At 39.8% G+C, this 20199-nt stretch carries 21 protein-coding genes; 14 read left to right on the top strand and 7 right to left on the bottom strand.

Features of this window, described 5'->3' with window-relative positions; translation table 11 throughout:
• Window positions 1–219: 219 nt before the first annotated feature.
• The 8 genes from GHD25_RS04080 to GHD25_RS04045 all read left to right on the top strand — a co-directional run bounded on the left by GHD25_RS04080 (window position 220) and on the right by GHD25_RS04045 (window position 9277).
• The gene (locus tag GHD25_RS04080; RefSeq protein WP_164215078.1) at window positions 220–1119 is read left to right on the top strand and encodes an ABC transporter ATP-binding protein; all 900 of its coding nucleotides are present in this window, start codon (window positions 220–222) and stop codon (window positions 1117–1119) included.
• Window positions 1112–2365, top strand: a complete 1254-nt coding sequence (locus GHD25_RS04075) for an ABC transporter permease (RefSeq protein WP_164215077.1) — start codon at window positions 1112–1114, stop codon at window positions 2363–2365. Before GHD25_RS04080 ends, GHD25_RS04075 begins: the two co-directional genes overlap by 8 nt.
• Window positions 2366–2384: 19 nt before the next feature.
• Window positions 2385–2741: a DUF1801 domain-containing protein gene (locus tag GHD25_RS04070; RefSeq protein ID WP_164215076.1), complete on the top strand. Its 357-nt coding sequence runs from the start codon at window positions 2385–2387 to the stop codon at window positions 2739–2741.
• A 332-nt stretch (window positions 2742–3073) separates the two neighbouring features.
• A complete protein-coding gene (locus GHD25_RS04065) occupies window positions 3074–4294 on the top strand; it encodes a metallophosphoesterase family protein (protein WP_164215075.1) in 1221 nt (406 codons plus the stop codon).
• Window positions 4295–4304: 10 nt separating this feature from the next.
• Complete coding sequence (locus GHD25_RS04060) at window positions 4305–7265, top strand: ATP-binding protein (RefSeq protein WP_164215074.1); 2961 nt, start codon at window positions 4305–4307, stop codon at window positions 7263–7265.
• An 82-nt stretch (window positions 7266–7347) separates the two neighbouring features.
• Window positions 7348–7899, top strand: a complete 552-nt coding sequence (locus tag GHD25_RS04055) for a GbsR/MarR family transcriptional regulator (protein WP_164215073.1) — start codon at window positions 7348–7350, stop codon at window positions 7897–7899.
• 171 nt (window positions 7900–8070) lie between these two features.
• Window positions 8071–9018, top strand: coding sequence for a 3'-5' exoribonuclease YhaM (yhaM, locus tag GHD25_RS04050; protein WP_164215072.1), 948 nt, complete (start codon window positions 8071–8073; stop codon window positions 9016–9018).
• Between the two features lie 70 nt (window positions 9019–9088).
• Window positions 9089–9277 carry a sporulation YhaL family protein gene (locus GHD25_RS04045; RefSeq protein ID WP_276207793.1) on the top strand — a complete coding sequence of 63 codons (189 nt, stop codon included), beginning with the start codon at window positions 9089–9091 and terminating at the stop codon, window positions 9275–9277.
• Window positions 9278–9415: 138 nt separating this feature from the next.
• Here GHD25_RS04045 and GHD25_RS04040 read toward each other — a convergent pair whose 3' ends face one another.
• Together GHD25_RS04040 and GHD25_RS04035 are read right to left on the bottom strand one after the other, a co-directional pair.
• On the bottom strand, window positions 9416–10309 hold the full coding sequence (locus GHD25_RS04040) for a peptidylprolyl isomerase (protein ID WP_164215071.1): 894 nt from the start codon (window positions 10307–10309) through the stop codon (window positions 9416–9418).
• 114 nt (window positions 10310–10423) lie between these two features.
• On the bottom strand, window positions 10424–10609 hold the full coding sequence (locus tag GHD25_RS04035; protein WP_164215070.1) for a hypothetical protein: 186 nt from the start codon (window positions 10607–10609) through the stop codon (window positions 10424–10426).
• A 229-nt stretch (window positions 10610–10838) separates the two neighbouring features.
• Here GHD25_RS04035 and GHD25_RS04030 point away from each other — a divergent pair, with 229 nt between their 5' ends.
• Window positions 10839–11195 (top strand): DUF1878 family protein, encoded by a 357-nt coding sequence (locus GHD25_RS04030; RefSeq protein WP_164215069.1) that lies wholly within the window; start codon window positions 10839–10841, stop codon window positions 11193–11195.
• Window positions 11196–11250: 55 nt separating this feature from the next.
• On the opposite strand, the gene GHD25_RS04025 is transcribed toward GHD25_RS04030, so the two are convergent.
• Window positions 11251–11742, bottom strand: coding sequence for a GbsR/MarR family transcriptional regulator (locus GHD25_RS04025; protein ID WP_164215068.1), 492 nt, complete (start codon window positions 11740–11742; stop codon window positions 11251–11253).
• Window positions 11743–12075: 333 nt separating this feature from the next.
• On the opposite strand from GHD25_RS04025, the gene GHD25_RS04020 reads away from it, so the two are divergent.
• The 3 genes from GHD25_RS04020 to GHD25_RS04010 all read left to right on the top strand — a co-directional run bounded on the left by GHD25_RS04020 (window position 12076) and on the right by GHD25_RS04010 (window position 15105).
• Window positions 12076–13275, top strand: coding sequence for a quaternary amine ABC transporter ATP-binding protein (locus tag GHD25_RS04020; RefSeq protein WP_164215153.1), 1200 nt, complete (start codon window positions 12076–12078; stop codon window positions 13273–13275).
• On the top strand, window positions 13268–14125 hold the full coding sequence (locus GHD25_RS04015) for an ABC transporter permease (protein ID WP_164215067.1): 858 nt from the start codon (window positions 13268–13270) through the stop codon (window positions 14123–14125). Before GHD25_RS04020 ends, GHD25_RS04015 begins: the two co-directional genes overlap by 8 nt.
• Before the next feature lie 74 nt (window positions 14126–14199).
• Entirely contained in the window at window positions 14200–15105 is a 906-nt protein-coding gene (locus tag GHD25_RS04010) for a glycine betaine ABC transporter substrate-binding protein (protein ID WP_164215066.1), read from the top strand.
• A 288-nt stretch (window positions 15106–15393) separates the two neighbouring features.
• Here GHD25_RS04010 and GHD25_RS04005 read toward each other — a convergent pair whose 3' ends face one another.
• The 3 genes from GHD25_RS04005 to GHD25_RS03995 form a co-directional block, all read right to left on the bottom strand.
• On the bottom strand, window positions 15394–15753 hold the full coding sequence (locus GHD25_RS04005; RefSeq protein WP_164215065.1) for a YtxH domain-containing protein: 360 nt from the start codon (window positions 15751–15753) through the stop codon (window positions 15394–15396).
• A gap of 195 nt (window positions 15754–15948) precedes the next feature.
• On the bottom strand, window positions 15949–16470 hold the full coding sequence (locus tag GHD25_RS04000; protein ID WP_164215064.1) for a tryptophan transporter: 522 nt from the start codon (window positions 16468–16470) through the stop codon (window positions 15949–15951).
• A 227-nt stretch (window positions 16471–16697) separates the two neighbouring features.
• Entirely contained in the window at window positions 16698–17126 is a 429-nt protein-coding gene (locus GHD25_RS03995) for an HIT family protein (RefSeq protein ID WP_164215063.1), read from the bottom strand.
• Between the two features lie 601 nt (window positions 17127–17727).
• On the opposite strand from GHD25_RS03995, the gene GHD25_RS03990 reads away from it, so the two are divergent.
• Both GHD25_RS03990 and GHD25_RS03985 read left to right on the top strand, forming a co-directional pair.
• A complete protein-coding gene (locus GHD25_RS03990; protein WP_164215062.1) occupies window positions 17728–18474 on the top strand; it encodes an ABC transporter ATP-binding protein in 747 nt (248 codons plus the stop codon).
• Window positions 18467–19678, top strand: a complete 1212-nt coding sequence (locus GHD25_RS03985; protein WP_164215061.1) for an ABC transporter permease — start codon at window positions 18467–18469, stop codon at window positions 19676–19678. Before GHD25_RS03990 ends, GHD25_RS03985 begins: the two co-directional genes overlap by 8 nt.
• A 68-nt stretch (window positions 19679–19746) precedes the next feature.
• Here the strand turns inward: GHD25_RS03985 and GHD25_RS03980 are convergent, their stop codons facing one another.
• Complete coding sequence (locus GHD25_RS03980) at window positions 19747–20184, bottom strand: ferritin-like domain-containing protein (RefSeq protein ID WP_164215060.1); 438 nt, start codon at window positions 20182–20184, stop codon at window positions 19747–19749.
• Window positions 20185–20199 lie beyond the last annotated feature (15 nt).

Raw genomic sequence — 20199 nt, 5'->3', positions numbered from 1 at the left:
GATCGTTAGCCGCAGCTTTTTTTTATCCCGCATATAGTTAATGAGAGTCCAACCACCATCATTAGACGAAAATAAAACCGTCTGCCAATTCATGAGCGCTGCACTTGCCTGATTCTATTCCAATTTATACGGAGTGTAAGGGAATTTTTACCGTGAGACAAATACATGAAACTATTTTCTCGGACATACGTAACAAAGAGCAGGGGGAGGAGATTGAAAATGACACTACTATTGGAAAATGTAACAAAAAGATTTGGGAAACACACTGCAGTTAACCATCTTTCGCTTAAAATTCCAGAAAAGGAAATGTTCGGATTTTTAGGCGGGAATGGGGCAGGTAAAACCACGACCTTCCGAATGATTTTAGGGTTGCTGGACGCAACGGAAGGCAGCATAACATGGAACGGCGAGCCAATCAATTATGATAAAAGCCATGTTATCGGGTATTTGCCTGAGGAACGGGGATTGTATCCGAAATTAACGGTAAAAGAGCAGCTGATTTATCTTGGTAAATTAAGAGGAATGAATAAGAATGATGTACTGACAGAGCTGGACAGCTGGCTGGAACGGTTTAAAGTGCCGGAATACTTAAATAAAAAGGTGGAAGAATTATCGAAAGGAAACCAGCAAAAAATCCAGTTTATTTCCGCTGTGATACATAAACCGGAATTGCTCATTTTGGATGAGCCGTTTTCCGGGCTGGATCCGATCAATGTGGAAATGCTGAAAGAGGCAGTGGTCGATTTGAAAGAGCAGGGCACTTCGATTGTATTTTCTTCGCATCAGATGGATCATGTAGAGGAAATGTGCAAGCATTTATGTATTTTACATAAGGGCAGTCCGGTGGTACAGGGGTCATTGCGTGAGGTCAAAGAATCTTTTGGAAAGAAAAACCTTGTTGTTCATGCAGCTTTTCCACTGGAATTTCTTCGTGATTATCGTGGTGTCGTCTCTTATAAAAAGACAACGGAAGGATGCGAGCTTCAAATAGAAAATGAAGAGGTTTCCCAGGAAATATTTGCAGCATTGCAGGGAAAAGGGTTCATCCGTAAATTTGATTTGGAAGAACCATCATTAAATGATATTTTCATTGAGAAAGTAGGTGCTTCCTATGAATAAATTTTGGATCATCATGTCTCATACATATATGTCCAGGGTGAAATCAAAATCGTTTGTCATCAGTACAGTGATAACTTTATTATTTATCGTTGGGCTGGCTAATTTTCAGTCGATCATAGAAATTTTTGCGGATGAAAGTGATGACAGGATTGCTGTAATGGATGAATCGAATGAACTGCTTGAACCATTCAGCCGGCAGGTGGAAGCTTCAGGTGAATCCGTTGAAATGGTTTCCTTTGACGGAACGGAGGAAGAGGCTAAAGACATGGTGCAGGAAGGTGAATTTGATGCACTCATGACATTAACATTAAATGATGAAGAAATGCCGGAAGCAACCTATTATGCTAACAGCATTTCAGGGAATGGAAATCAAACTATGCTGGAGATGCAGCTTCAACAACTAAAAGTGGCGATGGCGACCCAGCAGTCCGGAATTGATGCCGAGACATTGGCTGCAATCCAGGCGCCTGCAGCATTTCAGACTGTTGCACTTGATGAAGGTTCCAGAACAGAGGAAGAACTGAGCCAGGCAAGAGGAATTGTCTATATTATGCTGTTTCTCCTTTATATGGCTGTCATTGTCTATGGTCAGATGATCGCAACTGACGTGGCAACGGAGAAGTCATCCAGAGTGATGGAAATTCTTGTTTCTAGCGCGCCGCCGGTTACGCATATGTTTGCAAAAATCATGGGTGTAGCAATGCTTGGCCTGACACAGGTTGTGCTGTTTGTCGGTGTCGGTTATGCACTCATTGCCTCTAAACAGGATGAATTGACCGGCGGGTTTTTTGAAGTGTTTGGCATTCAGGATACTTCCATATCCATCTATATTTTTGCCATCGTATTTTTCATATTGGGTTATTTCCTGTATGCTACCATGGCCGCTATGCTTGGGTCATTGGTCAGCAGGGTGGAGGATGTGCAGCAATTGCTCATGCCGATGATTTTCCTGATACTAATCGCCTTTTTCATTGCGATGTTTGGCATCGGTGTACCGGATTCCACCTTTGTTACGATCAGTTCCTATATTCCATTCTTTACGCCTATGGTAATGTTTCTGCGGGTTGGCATGCTGGATATACCGGCATGGGAAGTGGCACTGTCGATTGGTATATTAATTGGAACGATTGTCGTGCTGGGACTTATCGGTGCACGTGTATACAAAGGCGGTGTTCTGATGTATGGAAAATCATCCTCTTTGAAAGACTTTAGAAAAGCAATGGCTCTGTCTAAAAAGGATAAATAGAATGCTATGGAGGTATGGGATGAAAAACAATAGAAGTGCAGACGTAGATAAATTCATGGAAGAATTGCCCGCAGATATAAAAGAATTGGCCGAAAAGCTGCGGTATATTATCCATGAAGCGGATGACAATCTGAAAGAGGAAATAAAATGGAGAAAGCCCTGTTTTAGCAAGGGTGGCACAGACATATGCTACCTGCAGACAGCAAAAAAACATGTGAATCTTGGGTTTTATTTCGGGGCGAGCCTTCAGGATGAAGGTAACCTTCTTGAAGGAGAAGGCAAAAAAATGCGCCATATACGGGTCAGGAAACCGGAAGAAATTCAACCTGATAAGTTTACCGCTTTGATTCAGGAAGCAATTGCATATAAAAGCTGAGGTAGTCAATAATAGTCCGGTTCTTGATTGAATCGGGCTATTATTTTTGAGTTCTGATTGAAATTACATATTTAATATAAATGTTGGTGTCCAAATACAACATCCCGGGTATGATCATGTTGCTTTTCGTTTAATGAGGTACCCGATACGCCATCTCCATGCCCTTATTATTCTTATTGCTAAATATTGCAGCTGACGGCCGAATTCATAACATTGCTCCGAACTTCCCCGGCACCATGATTAAACTGGTATTCCCGGAAGATAGAACGTGCATTCTGTTCCGGGGTTTGCTAAAATAGAACACAATCATATCGTGTACGGGAGGCAGGCTTATGACAAAACAAATTTCCTTTATTCACGCGGCTGACCTGCATTTGGACAGTCCTTTCCGTGGTTTGGCGCATACACCTGATTCTATTTTTGAAGATATCCGGGAGAGTACGTTTAAAGCTTTCGGCAAGCTGGTGGATACAGCGATTGAGATGCAAGTGGATTTTGTATTGATCACCGGTGATTTATTTGATAATGAAAAACAGAGCTTAAAAGCACAGGTCCGGCTTAGAAGAGGATTTGAAAAACTGGACCAGCGTGGTATTTACGTTTATCTCTCATACGGGAACCATGATTATATAAAAGGAAATGTGCATCCTGTAACTTATCCGGATAATGTTTTTATTTTTCCTGGAGAAGATATCAGTTATTTCCCTTATGAAAAAAATGGAGAGATACTTGCTGCAATTTACGGGTTCAGCTATGAAAAACGTGCTGTCACAAGCAACAAAGCAGCTGAATTTTACATACAGGATGAGGACATTCCTTTTCATATTGCCATGCTGCATGGAAGTGTGGAAAGCAATACCGAGCATGATACATATGCCCCTTTTCAAACGCGTGAACTATTAGAGAAAGGCTTTCATTACTGGGCACTTGGCCATATTCACAAGCGGCAGACACTGACAGCTGATCCGCCTGTAATATATCCCGGAAATATTCAGGGAAGAAACCGGAAAGAAACAGGGGAGAAGGGGTGTTATCATGTTGTAATGACAGAAAATGAGGTGTCCATGGAATTTATTCCTTTACAGGCCATTCAATTTCTTTCTGTTGAAATAGATGTGAGCAGCTTAAAGGAAATTCATCAGCTTGAAAAGACTATTCATGACAAACTGAATAAAATGAAGCTTACGCAGCCTATGCTCGTTGATTTAAGCCTTTGCAGCAATAATTCCCTGCTCCGGAAATGGGAAAATGACGGCCTGGTGGAAGAAATTATAGAATTGATAAATGATGTAACGGTTTATGATAAAAATTGGCTTTTCATTTTTAGACACCGCAACCGGATAAATGACATTTCAGAAAGCATATGGAAGGAAGATCAATTTTTTGTTGAACTGCACCGCCAATTTTCGGAGACTGCTGTTCAGCCTTTTCTGAAAGAGTTATATCATCACAGGCGGGCAAGGAAATATGCAGCACAGCTGACAGAGGATGAGGAACAGGAAATTAAACATAAAGCAGAACAGTTATTAATGCATGAACTGCTGAAGGAATGAGGTGAAATAGATGAGAATAATAAGCGCCACTATCTATGGATTCGGAAAATGGATTGATTATACTATTGATTTTCACCCGGAAGGATACACCTGTATTTACGGGGAAAATGAATCGGGCAAATCCACACTTCATCAGTTTGTACTCTTTATGCTGTTTGGACTCCCCCCGAAACAGCGCCAATTTTACCGGCCTAAAACAAGCGGGAAATTGGGTGGAAGATTGACCGTGGAAGTTGCCGGGGAAGGAACTTTTATTATTGAACGGATGGATGAAGTGAATAACGGTGCGGCCGTCTGTTATACAAATGATGGGAAGGCCTATGATGAAGACTGGCTGCAGGCCAGGTTAAAAGGGATAACGAAGAAAACGTATCAGTCCATTTTTTCTTTTTCTTCCACTGATCTGCACATGATTCACAATATGAAAGAGGATGATCTTGCAGAAGTGCTTTTAGGAATCGGCATGACCGGTTCTAATGCAATTTATGCGGCTGAAAAAAGACTGGATGACCAAACAGGGGAACTATATAAGCCAAAGGGAACAAAACCGCTGATCAATAAGCAATTAACCACACTCGACAACTTACATACTCAGCTTCGCCAGGCGAAGGATACCGAGGATACGTACAAGGGATTAAAGGAAAATCAAACCTATCTTCAAAAAGAAATTTCGGAGTATCAGGAAAGGATCGGCAAGGAAAGAAAAGCGTTAAAAATGATAGAAAAAGAGCAGCAGGCACTTCCCTATATAAAGGAATATTTGATGACAAAGGAAAAACTGAGAGCATTTCCACATGCCCTGTATTTCCCGGAACAAGGAATACCTAGACTGGAGAAAATTAAAGATAAATTGCTTCCGTTAAGAAGTGAGCAAAGTATTTTACAGGAAAACCAGCACAAAGTTGAGCAGAAAATGAAGACATTACAGCAGCAAGTGGACGAATTCCCGTGGGATCAGGTCAACGAATTACTGCAAAAGAAAGGTTCCTGGGAACTGCGGAATAAAGAATTTAAACAGCATGAGGAAAGTATTCAGAAAGTAAATATAAAAATAAAACATGAAATGGATCTGCTTGATGTTGCTGTCAGTTATGAGGAGCTTGAAGAATTGCATTTGCCTTTTCACATCGAAAGAGCGTGGCAGGACCTGAAAGAGAGCAATGAAACATTCAGGCTGGAAAGAGAAAAAACGGAGCAGGAAATAGAAGAATTGGATAGACAGGAGCAGTTTGTAAAACAGGAAAAGACACAATTGGAAGCTGAAATATTACCGGAACACCATCAAAGGGAGCTGCAGGAAAAAATACGGAGTTTTCAGGAACAAAGCCTGGCAATAAAGTGGAAGAAAAATGCTGTACACCAAAAAGCCCAGCTGGAGAAAAAGCAAAAACGGGCAAATGGGATGTTGACAGGAAGCATATCAGCTGGACTTGTTGCCGGCATAACAGGATTTTTTCTTGATACACCTATGCTGTATTTCTTGATGATGACATTTTTTGTATTCGGCATCATCATATGGTATAGCGAAAGAAAATCCAGTGAGACAATGGCTGCAATGCTTCAGCAGGATATGCGCGAAATACAGACACAGAATATCACAGCTGAAGAAGTGGAAGAAGCAGCGCAGCTTTTATCCCGCAATGATAATCTGCTGTTTGACTGGAGAGCTTTGGAAGATCAGGAGAAAAACCTGAATCTTCAGCGGATCAAATGGGAAGAAAAAAGGAATTTTATGAACGAAAGATATAATAGATTGCAAGAGCAAATAGATGCACAAATGGATAAATATCCATTTCTTGCACATTTGGAAATACGTTTCTGGCCGGAAATGTATCACCGCTTAAAGCATATTGTTCAGCTCAGCCGGGATAAACAGAACATCAGACAGGAAATGACGAAAATAACAGAGGAGAATATGCATTTTCAGGAAGCATTGAATACTTATTTCGATTGCGATAAAAAGCTGCCATTGGAGACAATGTTGGAAAAACTTGAAGAAAATCGGGAAAGTTCGATAAATAAGCAAAAGCAGATTGCTTACTTCAAAGACCAGCTGCAAGAAAATGCACAGTCACAGGATAGATTGAAACGCCAATTGCAATTTTATGAAAATGAAAGGACTGCTTTATTGGATAGCGCAGCAGTTTCTACAGAGGATGACTTTTATGAAAAAGCAAAACAGATGGAGGAACAAGCCAAATATAAGAAAGAAAAATGGAAAGCAATAGAACAGTTAAATCGCATTTTACCGGAGGCAGACCGGGAGAGACTTTTACATGACGTCCCGGAGGAAAGCTCTTTAATAGACAGGAAGCATCGTACGAACACAGCAGTGGAAAAACTGGAAGCCTCATTGGAGCAAAAACGTAATGAATTGGCCCGGATTGAGGCAGAATTGGCACAGCTGGAAGCCTCGGAAAGCTACTCGTCTCTCATGCATCAAGTGGAAATGGAGAAGGAAGAACTGAACCATCTTGCAAAAAAATGGGCTGTATTAAAAACGGCGAAAGAGATGCTTTTGGAAACAAAAAGAAATTACAGGGATAAGTATCTTCATAAAGTAATGAACAAGACGACGGATTATTTTGCAAAATTGACAGGCGGCAGCTACACGAAGGTATTTGCGCCTGACAGGCAAAATTCCTTTTATGTTGTGGCAAGTGACCTTTCTAGATACCATGTAAATGAATTATCCAGAGGGACCATTGACCAGCTCTATGTTTCATTAAGATTGGCTATCAGTGATATTATGAGCAAAGAATACCGCATTCCATTTATTATCGACGATGCCTTCATTCATTTTGACGGGGTCCGGACAAAGCGAATGATGGAATTGCTGCATGACATATCAGGGTCCCGGCAGATGATTGTTTTTACCTGCAAAAAGGAGATAGCAAACTTGGCACCGCCTTCGCAAACAATTCAGCTGGAATTAGTGAGAGAAAAAGAAGTGCTTTCAGCAAAACAGTAACTGTTCAAGGAATACCGTTCGCATAAATGGAAAAATAATGATAAACTAATTCCATATTATTATTGCACTTGGAGGGAGTCCATTGCCGGAAAACAACGTGACTCAGGACTGGGAAAAATATGATGAAACCCTGGATAAATTTATACAGGTGATTGCCAAAAATATGAATTTATACGGTATTACTTCTTCTGTAGGGAGATTATACGGTGTATTATATTTTGCTGATGAGCCTATGACGTTGGATGATATGCGGGATGCGCTTGTTATGAGCAAAACGAGTATGTCTACCGGTGTCAGAACTTTAGGGGATATGAAAATGGTGGAACCGGCGTATAAAAAGGGAGTAAGAAAAGACCTCTATCGTTCGGAGGAAGACTGGTACAAATCGTTTACCTCTTTATTTGGAAATCGCTGGAAAAACCATACGGAATCCAATATAGACGAAGCCGAAGAAGCGATGGAGGAATTGAAAAGGATTTATTCGGAAACAGCAGATGAAACATTAAAAGAAAAAATATCCAGTGATATGGAAAAGCTGCGTAATGCAAAAAACTATTATGAATGGCTAATGAAATTTATCCGGGTAGTGGAGTCCGGGGAAATTTTTGAATATATCCCTAAAAATGAACAGTAAAAGCAGATTGGTTCCTGCGCAGGGATAGGCACACAGTGAGTTCCAAATACTGTCGTTGGGAGAGATTTCAGCACAGTCCTAAATCCTAACGTTAGGGCGAGGATTCAGCACTGCCCAGGGCCAATCTTATATATATATACAAAGATTGTTTGTTATCCAAGGGGGAGAAACATGAAAAAAGGAATAGGCAATATGGGCGTTGGGGATGCGTTTGATGATTTTATGCTGATTAAAGAGGTTTCCAGGGGAGTAACCAGTAACGGGAAACCTTTTTTGACTTTAATTTTGCGGGATGCCACCGGGGAAATAGAGGCTAAACTGTGGGACGCAACCAAAGAGGACGAAACCTTGTTTGTACCGGAGCAGATTATAAAAATAAGTGGGGAAATCAATCAATTCCGCGGAAAATCACAGCTGAAAATTATGTCGGTAAGGTTAGCTCAGCCTACAGATAATGTCTATGTTACCGACTTCGTGGAAAAAGCGCCTGTTGAGAAACAATTTTTAACGGAAAGACTGACAGAAGCCATTTTTGAAATGAAAAATCCTGCGCTCCAGCGGATTGTAAGAGCTTTTATTAAGAAGTATCAGGAAGCACTATTAACATACCCGGCAGCAGCCAAAAATCATCATGAATATGCTTCCGGTCTGGCTCATCACATTGTCAGTATGCTTGCCATTGCAAAAGAGCTGCATAAGCTGTATCCCGAGCTCAATAAAGATCTGCTGTACGCCGGGATTATCCTGCATGACCTTGGTAAAATAAAAGAGCTGTCCGGCGTGATTACCACTTCTTATACGGTGGAGGGAAAATTATTAGGTCACATACCGATGATGGTGGAAGAGATTGGTGTCATGGCAAAGGAGCTTCAGATTGAAGGAGAAGAAGTAATGGTATTACAGCATCTTGTGCTCAGCCACCACGGGAAGGCAGAATGGGGAAGTCCGACTCCTCCGCTCATAAAGGAAGCAGAATTGCTTCACCTTATTGATCTGATCGATGCGAAAATGAATATGCTGAACAGGGCATTGGATAAAGTGAAACCGGGAGAATTTACGGAGAGAATGTTTGCGATGGACAATCGGGCATTTTACAAGCCATTATTCGAGGAAAATTAAGGAGACGTCATTTTTTCTTTTTCTTGTTCATATACTCGTATTGGGAATAATGGACAAGGGAGGCAAAAAAGTGATTCTTGGTATACCTTGGTGGGTTTTTATGATGATACTTTTTATTTTCTTAAGCGGATTTATGGCATATCGTGCGATGAGGGCAGAACAAAAACTGGAACAGCAATTTATTGAAAAAGAGGGCCGAATTTACATGGAACGGATAGAGGCAGAAAGAGAAGAAAGAAAAAGACAAACTTCAGTATAATAGAATTTCCTTTCCGGAAGATGGTTTCATCAGTTATTTTTATACCGTCCATGAAGCAATATAGGGTAACCTCGGTTAAACAAAAACAAGGCTAATATAATGATTTATATTAGCCTTGTTTTATCAGTGCCTTCTTCCTTATCCTTGTGATTCATCTTCCGCTTCATCAGCTTCTTCCTGTTCAAACATATCTTCAAATTCACTGATTTTTACTTCCACGTTGGACTCCTGAATTAAGTTATTAATTTTTTCCTGTGCTTCCATTGGATCCATTCTCTCGTTAAGCAGCTGACGGCGAATTTCTTCTTCCATGTCTTCCAGTTCGCCAATATCTTCTTCGGATTCGCGAATATCATTTACTTTAATGATATGAAAGCCGTGCTGGGTAGCAACAGGATCACTAATTTCTCCCTCTTCCATACTAAAAGCAGCATCTTCAAATTCCGGAACCATCATTCCTGTAGAAAAGTAACCCAGGTTTCCGCCATCTTCCGCATTGGATTCATCTGTCGAGTATTCGCTTGCGAGTTCATCAAAATCGTCTCCATCGTTCAGCCTGTCCAGCACTTCATTTGCTGTTTCTTCATCATCAACCAATATATGCTGGGCCTCGATTTCGGTGTTCATACGGTCATATCTTTCCTGGATATCTTCATCGGTTATTTCAATATCTTCGGAAATAGCCTGCTCTTGTAATAAGCTAAGCCGAAGCACTTCACGCAATTGATCTTCGTCCTGGATTCCCTGCTGCATCATCCACATTTCAAACTGTTCACCCAATTGCTCCCGCATGGATTCAAGCTCTTCTTCTACTTCATCTTCGTCTATTTCATAATTATCTTCGAGTACCTGAATGGTAACCAATTCATTCAGTACTGCTTCTCCATTCCGGTTTTTTAATTCTTCATAAAACGCTTCTTTTGTAATATCTCCTGCATCACTTTCTACAACCAGTTCAGAATCTGAATCGGCACAGGCTGCCAATGTTAATATTCCTGCTGCCAGGGCTGCAGTAATTGCTGTTTTTTTCATCCATGTACACTCCTATACTTTTGCTCGGGTTTGTCACTATGGTTAAATATAACATATTTTGCTGTAAAAATAACAGTCCTTTGTGCATTAATATGAAAATTTGTATATCCGCAACTAAACTGTAACATTTAGTATTCTGACATATGCATTGACTAATAAAATGACAATCATAATATTTGTTACACGAAAAATTTTATTCTGCTTGGCAGCTTCCATTTCCGTTTTGGTGCAAAAGGAATGTGCTAATGAATTAAAGATGAATAATACGAAAAATGCATAAATGATAAATGACCAGCTCATTGTAATCCCCCCTAAAAAAACGGATAGCTATACATTTATTTTATAAATACCATATTCCTAACTTTATCAAAAGATTATCAATATGAACAGTGTCAATATGGTTTTTTTAATACAAGTACTTTTTTTCCGTTCATTTTAGTGAAGCAGGTAAATATAACTTTTTTTGTTTGTGTTAATCTCGTATAATTGATATAAGGTGTTACTAAAGCTGAAAGAGAGGTATTTTACATTGAAAGAACCAAAAGATGAGACAGCTTCCTTTCATGTACAATTACTTTCTAAAATACTCAATTTGGATGACTATCCTGTTGTTAAGTTAATTATCGAAAATAATTTGTCCAAAGAAGAATCTGAGGAATTATTTCTGCTCTTGAACAAGCTGAATGATCAGTATGAAAGACAAAAGGAGGAAGGATTTCTTGATTTCACCCCTTTACTTGTAGAATATGCAGGAATGCTGAACGAAAAACTTGATCCGGATAATACAATAGCTGCACTGCGCCAGGAAGGGCATTACCCTGATTTAATGCGGGAATTCAGTAAAATTATTGACATGGACAAAAGAAAAAGCCAACGAAGATCGTGAAAAGGCAATCACTTCTTTGTTGGCATTTTTATGCTCCCATATGTTCTTTCCTCTTCTATTTTTCCTCCACTTTCATTTCCTTAAACAACAACTCAATACGGCGGTGGAAATCAATAATGTCTTCCAGCCGCTCTTCTATCGTCTTGATTTCCTCTGAAGAATAGGCTGATTTATTTTCATCAATAGAAAGGTTAATTTCTTTTAATGACTGCTTTTGATGACTGGTAGCATCTACCCATCTGCTGATATAGGAATTCATAAAAGCCTTAAACAACTGGGAATTTGCCTGGTAGTGGTCCTTTCTTACGCCTTTTTTCCATATCCTGGTCACCAGATTTAAATCCGACAGGCTGCGAATGTTTGTACTCATTGATGTCTTGCTTTTCCCCAAAGCAGATGCCATTTCATCCAGTGTAAGGGCTTTTTCCGAGATATATAAATATGCAAATAATCGTGCTTCTGATGGAGATAAATCAAACATTTCCAGCGTTTTTGCAAACTCCTGCATGATTTTATCTGTAAGCTGTTCTGTCCGAGGTTGCTTCATAGTATCACCCTAACTGTTGTTAATTCAAGGTTACACTAAATTTAAAGTTATTAAAAATGGATAGTTGGGGAGTAAATGGGAGATATTATGTGTTAATAAAAGCATAAGTCGTATAATTTTCATACAGAATAAACTGTACATAAAATTTATACTAAAATAATAGATTTTAACGTTTGAATTGTACAGATAAAAAGTTTATAGTATTGGAGTAGGTCAAACGGTACGGACTTTAATATTGAATTATATATAAAAACAGCTACAAGTACGTTTACATGCTTTTTGACTGAGTATATGATACTGGGAATAAAGCCATATTTTGAAGGGGTGAGAAATTTGTCGATCATTGAAGCGAAGAACCTGTCCAAGGTCTTCGGTAAAAACACAAAACAGGCAGTAGAACTATTGGGTAAAGGCTTATCCAAAGAGGAAATACTAAAAGAAACAGGCTGCACTGTCGGGGTAAACCGTGCAACATTTTCTGTTGACCCGGGAGAAGTTTTTGTTATTATGGGCTTGTCAGGAAGCGGAAAATCCACATTGGTCCGGTTAATCAACCGGCTGATTGAACCAACGGAAGGAAGTATCCTGATTGAAGGAGATAACCTGGCAACGATGGACAAGAAAGAGCTTCGTAATGTACGAAGAGATAAGCTGGGTATGGTTTTTCAAAAGTTTGCATTGTTTCCGCACCGTACCATTCTGGAAAATGCTGAATTTGGTTTGGAAATCCAAAATGTACCCAAAGAAGAACGCAGAAAAAAAGCGACAGAAGCATTGGAATTAGTTGGTTTAGGTGGATATTTGAATCAAAAGCCAAGTCAGCTTTCCGGGGGAATGCAGCAGCGTGTTGGCCTTGCCCGGGCGCTTACAAATGATCCGGAAGTACTTTTGATGGACGAAGCCTTTTCTGCATTGGATCCACTAATTCGCAAAGATATGCAGGATGAGCTGATGGATCTGCAGGCGAAAATGCAAAAAACGATTGTATTTATTACACATGACCTGGATGAAGCATTAAGAATAGGTGACAGGATTGCACTGATGAAAGATGGATCCATTGTACAAATCGGAACGCCTGAAGAAATTCTGGTACATCCGAAAAATGATTATGTGGAAAAATTCGTAGAAGATATTGATCGTTCCAAAGTATTAACGGCACAGCATATTATGAAGCGTCCTGAAACGGTTAATATTGAAAAGCATGGCCCTCGTGTGGCATTGGAACGCATGAGGGAAGAAGGGTTGTCAGGCATGTATGTGGTGGACAGCAAACGGAATTTAAAGGGATATGTTACAGCTGACGATGCTTCTAATGCAAGAAAGAACAATATTAACGATTTAAAAGAAATATTAACGAATAATATACCGAAAGTAGATAAAGACACATCATTAAACGACATTTTTGATCTGATCCATGATGCACCAATGCCGGTAGCTGTTGTGGAAGAAGGAAAACTGATTGGAATTATTGTACGGGGTGCTGTTCTGGCTGCACTATCCAGTGATAGTGAGGTGAATATGGAAAATGCTTGATAATATGTTGGAATTTATACCGAGTATACCACTTTCAGAATGGACCACCAGAGCTACAGATTGGATTACAGATAAATTTGCTATATTATTTGATCCAATCAAAGAACACTTTGGTAATTTTATGGAATTTACCTCTGAGGCTTTACTTGCGGTACCAGCTGTTTTAATTATACTTTTAGTTGCTGTAATTTCGTTTTTTATTACAGGGAGGAAATTTGGACTTGCGGCATTTTCCATTGTCGGTCTGTGGTTAATATATAATCAGGGCTTATGGGAACATTTAATGAGCACCTTTACACTGGTATTATTGGCCAGTTTATTATCTGTCATTATAGGTGTTCCGATTGGCATACTAATGTCGAAAAGCAGAATTGCCGAGGCTATTTTTACGCCAATTCTTGATTTCATGCAGACGATGCCTGCATTTGTTTATTTAATTCCGGCAGTTGCGTTTTTCGGTATCGGAATGGTGCCGGGGGTGTTTGCATCCTTGATTTTTGCGACACCGCCAACGGTTCGTTTTACGAATTTGGGAATTCGCCAGGTTTCAAAGGAATTGGTCGAAGCTTCCGAAGCATTTGGAAGCACCGGCGCACAGAAATTGTTTAAGGTTCAGCTGCCAATGGCCAGAGCAACAATCATGGCTGGTATTAACCAGACAGTAATGCTTGCTTTATCCATGGTAGTTATCGCCTCTATGATTGGTGCACCGGGTCTGGGAAGAGAAGTCCTGTCGGCACTCCAGCGTGCACAGGTTGGACCCGGGTTTGTTGCAGGTGTGGGTATTGTTATTCTTGCAATAATTATTGATCGAATTACACAGAATATGAACAAGGATAAGAATGCTTAACATTGTTGGTATCTTTTCTTGAACAAGAAAAGTTTCCATATAAATATAATTTAGGAAAAGGGGAGTTCATATTTATGTTTAAACAATGGAAACGTCTCGGCCTTGCTGCCGGACTTTCATTAACATTATTTGCTGCGGCCTGTGGTGGCGGAGCAGAAGATGACACAGGAGATAATGGAGACACAGCAGGTGACGATGGTGAAGCCACTGGTAATGGCGGTGAAATCGAATTAGTTTATGTTGAGTGGGATACAGAAGTTGCGTCCACGCACGTCATTGGTAAAGTTTTGGAAGACCAGGGTTTTGATGTTACTTTGACCCCGCTTGATAATGCTGTCATGTGGGAAGCTGTAGCAACCGGTGAAGCAGATGCCATGGTAGCAGCCTGGCTGCCGGCAACACATGAAGCGCAGTACGAAGAATATGGAGATCAAGTGGATGAATTGGGTGTAAACCTGGAAGGTGCAAAAATTGGTTTAGTTGTGCCTGAATACATGGATGTAGATTCCATTGCGGATTTGGATCAGGAAGCCGGTCAAATTATTACAGGAATTGAGCCTGGTGCCGGTGTAGTAGCAGCTTCAGAACAAACACTTGAAGATTATGATAATATGGCGGATTGGGAAGTACAAACATCTTCCAGTGGTGCAATGGCTACAGAACTTGGAACAGCTATCGGCAATGAAGAAGAAATTGTTGTTACGGGCTGGTCCCCACATTGGAAATTTGCTGCCTACGACTTGAAGTACCTGGAAGATCCTGAAGGAACTTTTGGGGAGGCAGAAACCATTGAAACGATGGCGCGTGAAGGGTTGGCAGAAGACATGCCAGAAGCATATTCTATTCTAGAGAACTTTTATTGGGAAAGTGAAGCAATGGAAGAAGTAATGCTTGAAATCTCTGAAGGAACTTCCCCTGAAGATGCAGCAGCAGCTTGGGTGGAAGAAAATCAGGATGTAGTGGATGAATGGGTTCAATAAGTAAAAATTTGGAGAGGCTGATACAAATTGTATCAGCCTTTTCTCTTGCACAAAAAAGTTATAAACGCAAGTGTATTTGCAAGTGTGGCGGGCGAGGAACAGCAGTACCGCGGTCCCAAATGTTTATGATGGGGAGGAAATACTGTACCGCAGTCCAAAAGAATTAAATTTGAACAAATACAAAAAAATGAGCGAATACGTGTTTTCTAAGGTAAAATAAATTTTATTCCGGGTAGGAAATTATTACTTTCAGCAAAAAAGCCTTCTCATATAGAGAAAGCTTCATTTTTACTGACTTTTAACTTTTTCTTCAAGTTCTTTTAAACTGGTTTCAATCTGAGCCAGGTAGTTATGGATATTTTCCTGATGGGGTTCCACTGTTTCTTTCCAATCCATCACGGTTTTTTTCATTTCCTGTGTTAAATCTTTAACAAGGATACTTCCTTCCTTTGATGTTTTAAAAAGCTGATCTTTAAGACGCTGGCTGTCCTCTTTCAGGTTATTGACCAGTACTTTCCACTCTGCCCCTTGACCCTTTACCCGGTTTCTCATGTCTCTGCCGGAAGCCGGAGTTGTCAATAATGTAGCGGCTACTGCTAATGAACTTCCGGCCAGAAAGCCAAGGAACAATGATTTCCCTTTTGACATAAAGTTTTAACCCCTTTCACTTCTTTTCTATACCTTTTCCTCATTTAGAGGTAGTATCAAACGTTATTTGTATTTTAGAATAAATTGGCAGGCGGAAGCTTTCGCAGAACTATATCTTATACCTTGTTTATCTTCTTGTCTGCAAAAAAAGAAAGCCTCTGACAAACAGGTGCCAGAGGATGCAATTTCTTTCGTTTACACAATTTCGATTGGACGAGATCTTTTTAGTATCCCTTGCACTATTGGATAAACAACGGCCATGATGAGGGTGTTTACTGCCGCAGCAGGTAAAACAACACCAATAAATAATGCAATAAATCCGCCTTCCATTAAACCTACAATGAACAATGCAATGCTCAGGAAGATGGAACCACTGACCATTGTTCCTACGGCTGTCAATACCGGTGCGCTGATATGGCCTTTTACTTTATTTCTGATTAATAAAAATAAAGCAAAGAACACTAGTGCTGTAATCGGCTTATCAATGAAGTTAGCAATTTGTCCCCCAGGTGCAGCAGTTGTTAAAGCGGAAATCACTCCCGTGGCAAGTGCCAGAATAACAACATATTTCAACTTAGGAAATAATATAATACCTAAAAACATCATTGCCAAAATCATATCCGGTTTTACTCCGAATAAAATAGGCGGTACTACAGCATGCAGCACGGCACCAATACCTACCAGCAGTGACAAAATGACCAAAATTCTCGTATTCATTTTTTACCTCTCCTCTTCTGGCTATACTCGTCTTTTTTCCCGCTCTTTGGCAAAAGAACGGAAGATTCGTTTTCCAACTGTACACTCATTGTCAGCTGCGAAAACTTATCATTATTATAACAGATCATGGACGGAATAAAAAGGTTTATTCAAATTTTTATAAGAAAAGAAAGAAAATTTGCTGATTTACTCCTCTGAAGGAAATATTAATGATATCCAAGCGTTTTTTACTTAACTCGCCTACTAATTTCTTCAGCCATTTCCTGTAATTTTTCCGATGTGTAATCATCATTATGTGTCACCCAATTAGATGAATATCCATCCCCATCACCATAGCGCGGTATGATATGAATGTGGAGATGAAATACGGATTGATCTGCCGGTGCTTCATTATTATTTAATAAATTCATGCCAATTGGTTTATATGTTTCTTTTACAGCATTTGCAATTACCGGAATTCTTGCAAATAACTCTCTGGCCACTTCCGGAGGGGTTTCGTAAATATTTTTCGTATGTGTTTTGGGAATCACCAATGTATGACCTTTTGTAACCTGGCTAAGGTCAAGAAAAGCATAAACATGCTCGTCCTCATACACTTTTGCGGAAGGTAAATCTCCATTAATGATCTTGCAAAATATACAGTCTTCATGCGCCATTATTATCACAGCTCCCTATCAGTTTGCCTTCATTGTATATAGGAATCACAGATAAAGTAAAGTATTCTGTATCTTTATGTGTTTTCATGTAAAGTAAAAATGAATATAGGCCAAAACAAAACAGGACTGGCCCTGACGGACCAGCCTGTGGTGAAAAGCGGAGATGAGGGAAATAATCTAATGTGGGGACTTCGTAATGCATATGATTAAAAAGCTTTTACGCAATTTAACCTAATGATTACAAAAACCTTTTTGCCGGTAACCCATTTCGGTGAGTCATCTTCCGCCAAAAGGGTTTTATTGCATTAGATTGTTTTCTGAAACACCTTTCATGTGATTTACAAAACTTATATTAGAATATCGATCACTAACACCTCATTTGTGTAAAATTACACGAAAGTTCATTAGTTCCGATCGCTAACACCTCATTTTGTGTTTGACACTTTTGGTGTATCTCCGCTTTTCATTAACTAGTCTGTATCTTTTGCTGCAAAAATATACATGAGGAAGTGAAAAAAATGTCGTTTCCCGTCTTACGGTTTAGTTGGGATTTTCTTTTTAGTAATGGTAAAATTAATTACAAAGAAAGAGGTGTACTGTCTTGGAACCATTATTACATATAGAAAACCTGCATGGAGGATACACACATAAGAATGTTTTACATGGGATTTCCTTTGATGTAAATCCCAAAGAAATTGTTGGTTTAATTGGTTTAAACGGTGCAGGGAAGAGTACGACCATTAAGCATGTCATCGGGTTAATGCATGCCAAGAAAGGAAAAGTAGCTGTTAATGGACAAACCTTTCAGGAAAACCGTGAATATTACCGTTCACAAATTGGCTATATTCCGGAAATGCCTATCTTATATGATGAGTTAACCCTATATGAACATCTTCGTTTGACTGCAATGGCTTATGGGATTCCGGAGGATGCATTTGAGAAGAGGGTGGATATCTTAGCAAAGGAATTCCGTATGGAGAAAAGGCTGCACTGGTTTCCTGTTCATTTTTCCAAAGGAATGCGGCAAAAGGTAATGATTATGTGTGCTTTTTTAATTGAACCTCCATTATATATAGTTGATGAACCATTTGTCGGGCTGGACCCATTAGGCATCCAATCTTATTTGCAAATGATGGGTGAGATGAAAAATAATGGCTCCGGTGTATTGATGTCAACGCATATTCTGGCAACAGCGGAACGGTATTGTGACCGATTTGTTATTTTGCACGAAGGAAAAATCCGGGCTATGGGGACCCTGCAGGAATTACGTGAAAGCTTCCATATGCCTGAAGCTGCCCTTGACGATCTTTATGTGGAGCTGACAAAGGAAGAAGATAGCCATGTTTGATTCCCATGCTTTTTATAAAAAAAGGATTTCTGCTCATTTAAAAGAGACAAGCAGATATTTACGTTATATTTTTAACGGACATCTTGTAGTAGCCATGTTCTTTTTCATTGCAGTGGCGGCATATTACTACCAGCAAGCCTTGACCGGACTGCCGGAAGATTTTCCAACCTCCATGATTATTGGCATTGCTTTTGGTCTGGCCGCAAGCTATAGTCCCGTCCGTACATTATTAAAAGAGCCGGATCTGGTTTTTCTAATCGCGGCAGAAAGTAAAATGAATGCCTATTTCCGGAATTCACTTATATACAGTTTCCTCATTCAGCTGTACGTTATTTTACTGATAGCTGCAGCGCTCGGACCACTATACTTGGCTTCTTTTCCCGAACGTGCAGGTAATGTATATTTGCTGACGGTTGCAGTTTTGCTTATTTTTAAACTTGGCAATTTAATTGCAAATTGGTGGATGTTAAAAGTAAGAGATCCGCGAGTGAGGCAGCTTGAGATGGGTTTTCGAATCGTGCTGAATGTGGCTGTGTTTTATTTTGTTGTAAATGGTGATATGCTTTTGGCCGGAATAACAACAGTATTTTTTGCGGCTGTATTTCTTTACGATTTATCCTTGGCCGGAAAGCAGACGGGTGTTAACTGGAGTCTGCTCGTGGAAAAGGATAATCAGCGAATGCAGGCATTTTACCGGCTTGCCAATATGTTTGCGGATGTACCGCATTTAAGGTCGCCAATTAAGAAACGGGCATGGCTTGTCTCGCTTTTCGGTAACTTACCCCTCATGAAAAAACATACATATGACTATTTATACCGGCTTACTTTTATTCGCAGCGGGGATTATCTCGGCATGTATTTCCGCTTAATACTCATTGGGCTGATCGCGATTTATTTTATTCCAAACGTGCCTTTGAAAGTGCTGCTTGGTGTTTTGTTTTTGTATTTGAGCAGTTTTCAGATGATGAGTCTGTACAAGCATCATCGCACCATTATATGGCTGGATCTTTATCCGGTTGATCCCAATATACGTAAAAAATCGCTGATTAATTTGCTGTTTCAATTAACTTTGATTCAAGCTGTCCTATTTTCGCTGCTGTTTTTAGTGATGCAATTGTATATGTTTTTTGCAATTATGCTCGTTTCGGGGATCATTTTTAATTATGTATTTATTCATGGGTATGTAAGACGAAAGCTTGCGTAGCCATGATGATAACCAGCATTAAAAATTTTTTCTAAAACCCTTCAAGTTAAGTCTTGAAGGGTTTGTCTTTATGAGGATAATCGCGGGTCCGCCAGCAGGCGTTCAATTTCTTCCTTATGGTGTGTTTCATCGGAAATTAAATCTTCCAATTTTACGACGAGTTCGGTGTATCCTAATGCATCTGCCTGTTGTTTCCGTTTTTCGTACCGCTCAATTGTATCTGATTCTGATTTTAATGTTGCTTCCAGCAAATCCTTCACCTCAGTTGGCTGGGGTACTTCAGCAGGTGTTGTTGTCGGTGTGCCTCCAAGTGACTTGATTTTTTCCGATAAATACAAAGCATGCCCCAGTTCATCCGTTATTTCCTCTTCAAAAAAAGGTTTCAGTGCAGACCGGTATAAACCGGACACGACAGAAGCGCTGTACGTATATTGAATTACGGCACCATATTCATGTGCCAGATCTTCATTAAGCCCATCAATTAATTTCTGTACTTCTTTATCCATTGTTAAAACCTGCCT

The organism is Virgibacillus aidingensis, assembly GCF_010994035.1.
In the GTDB taxonomy this organism is placed as follows: domain Bacteria; phylum Bacillota; class Bacilli; order Bacillales; family Amphibacillaceae; genus Virgibacillus_N.
Note: the sequence above shows the minus strand (reverse complement) of the source record. Positions and strands in the feature narration are given on the sequence as shown.

Bases quoted from the DNA above. Each gene is read 5' to 3' on its own strand.
- GHD25_RS03985 (WP_164215061.1), top strand. From the start codon at position 18,467: ATGTTTGATTCCCATGCTTTTTATAAAAAAAGGATTTCTGCTCATTTA.
- GHD25_RS04065 (WP_164215075.1), top strand. From the start codon at position 3,074: ATGACAAAACAAATTTCCTTTATTCACGCGGCTGACCTGCATTTGGAC.
- yhaM (WP_164215072.1), top strand. From the start codon at position 8,071: ATGAAAAAAGGAATAGGCAATATGGGCGTTGGGGATGCGTTTGATGAT.
- GHD25_RS04060 (WP_164215074.1), top strand. From the start codon at position 4,305: ATGAGAATAATAAGCGCCACTATCTATGGATTCGGAAAATGGATTGAT.
- GHD25_RS04000 (WP_164215064.1), bottom strand. From the start codon at position 16,470: ATGAATACGAGAATTTTGGTCATTTTGTCACTGCTGGTAGGTATTGGT.
- GHD25_RS04010 (WP_164215066.1), top strand. From the start codon at position 14,200: ATGTTTAAACAATGGAAACGTCTCGGCCTTGCTGCCGGACTTTCATTA.
- GHD25_RS04040 (WP_164215071.1), bottom strand. From the start codon at position 10,309: ATGAAAAAAACAGCAATTACTGCAGCCCTGGCAGCAGGAATATTAACA.
- GHD25_RS03980 (WP_164215060.1), bottom strand. From the start codon at position 20,184: ATGGATAAAGAAGTACAGAAATTAATTGATGGGCTTAATGAAGATCTG.
- GHD25_RS04005 (WP_164215065.1), bottom strand. From the start codon at position 15,753: ATGTCAAAAGGGAAATCATTGTTCCTTGGCTTTCTGGCCGGAAGTTCA.
- GHD25_RS04075 (WP_164215077.1), top strand. From the start codon at position 1,112: ATGAATAAATTTTGGATCATCATGTCTCATACATATATGTCCAGGGTG.
- GHD25_RS04035 (WP_164215070.1), bottom strand. From the start codon at position 10,609: ATGAGCTGGTCATTTATCATTTATGCATTTTTCGTATTATTCATCTTT.
- GHD25_RS04070 (WP_164215076.1), top strand. From the start codon at position 2,385: ATGAAAAACAATAGAAGTGCAGACGTAGATAAATTCATGGAAGAATTG.
- GHD25_RS04015 (WP_164215067.1), top strand. From the start codon at position 13,268: ATGCTTGATAATATGTTGGAATTTATACCGAGTATACCACTTTCAGAA.
- GHD25_RS04025 (WP_164215068.1), bottom strand. From the start codon at position 11,742: ATGAAGCAACCTCGGACAGAACAGCTTACAGATAAAATCATGCAGGAG.
- GHD25_RS04080 (WP_164215078.1), top strand. From the start codon at position 220: ATGACACTACTATTGGAAAATGTAACAAAAAGATTTGGGAAACACACT.
- GHD25_RS03995 (WP_164215063.1), bottom strand. From the start codon at position 17,126: ATGGCGCATGAAGACTGTATATTTTGCAAGATCATTAATGGAGATTTA.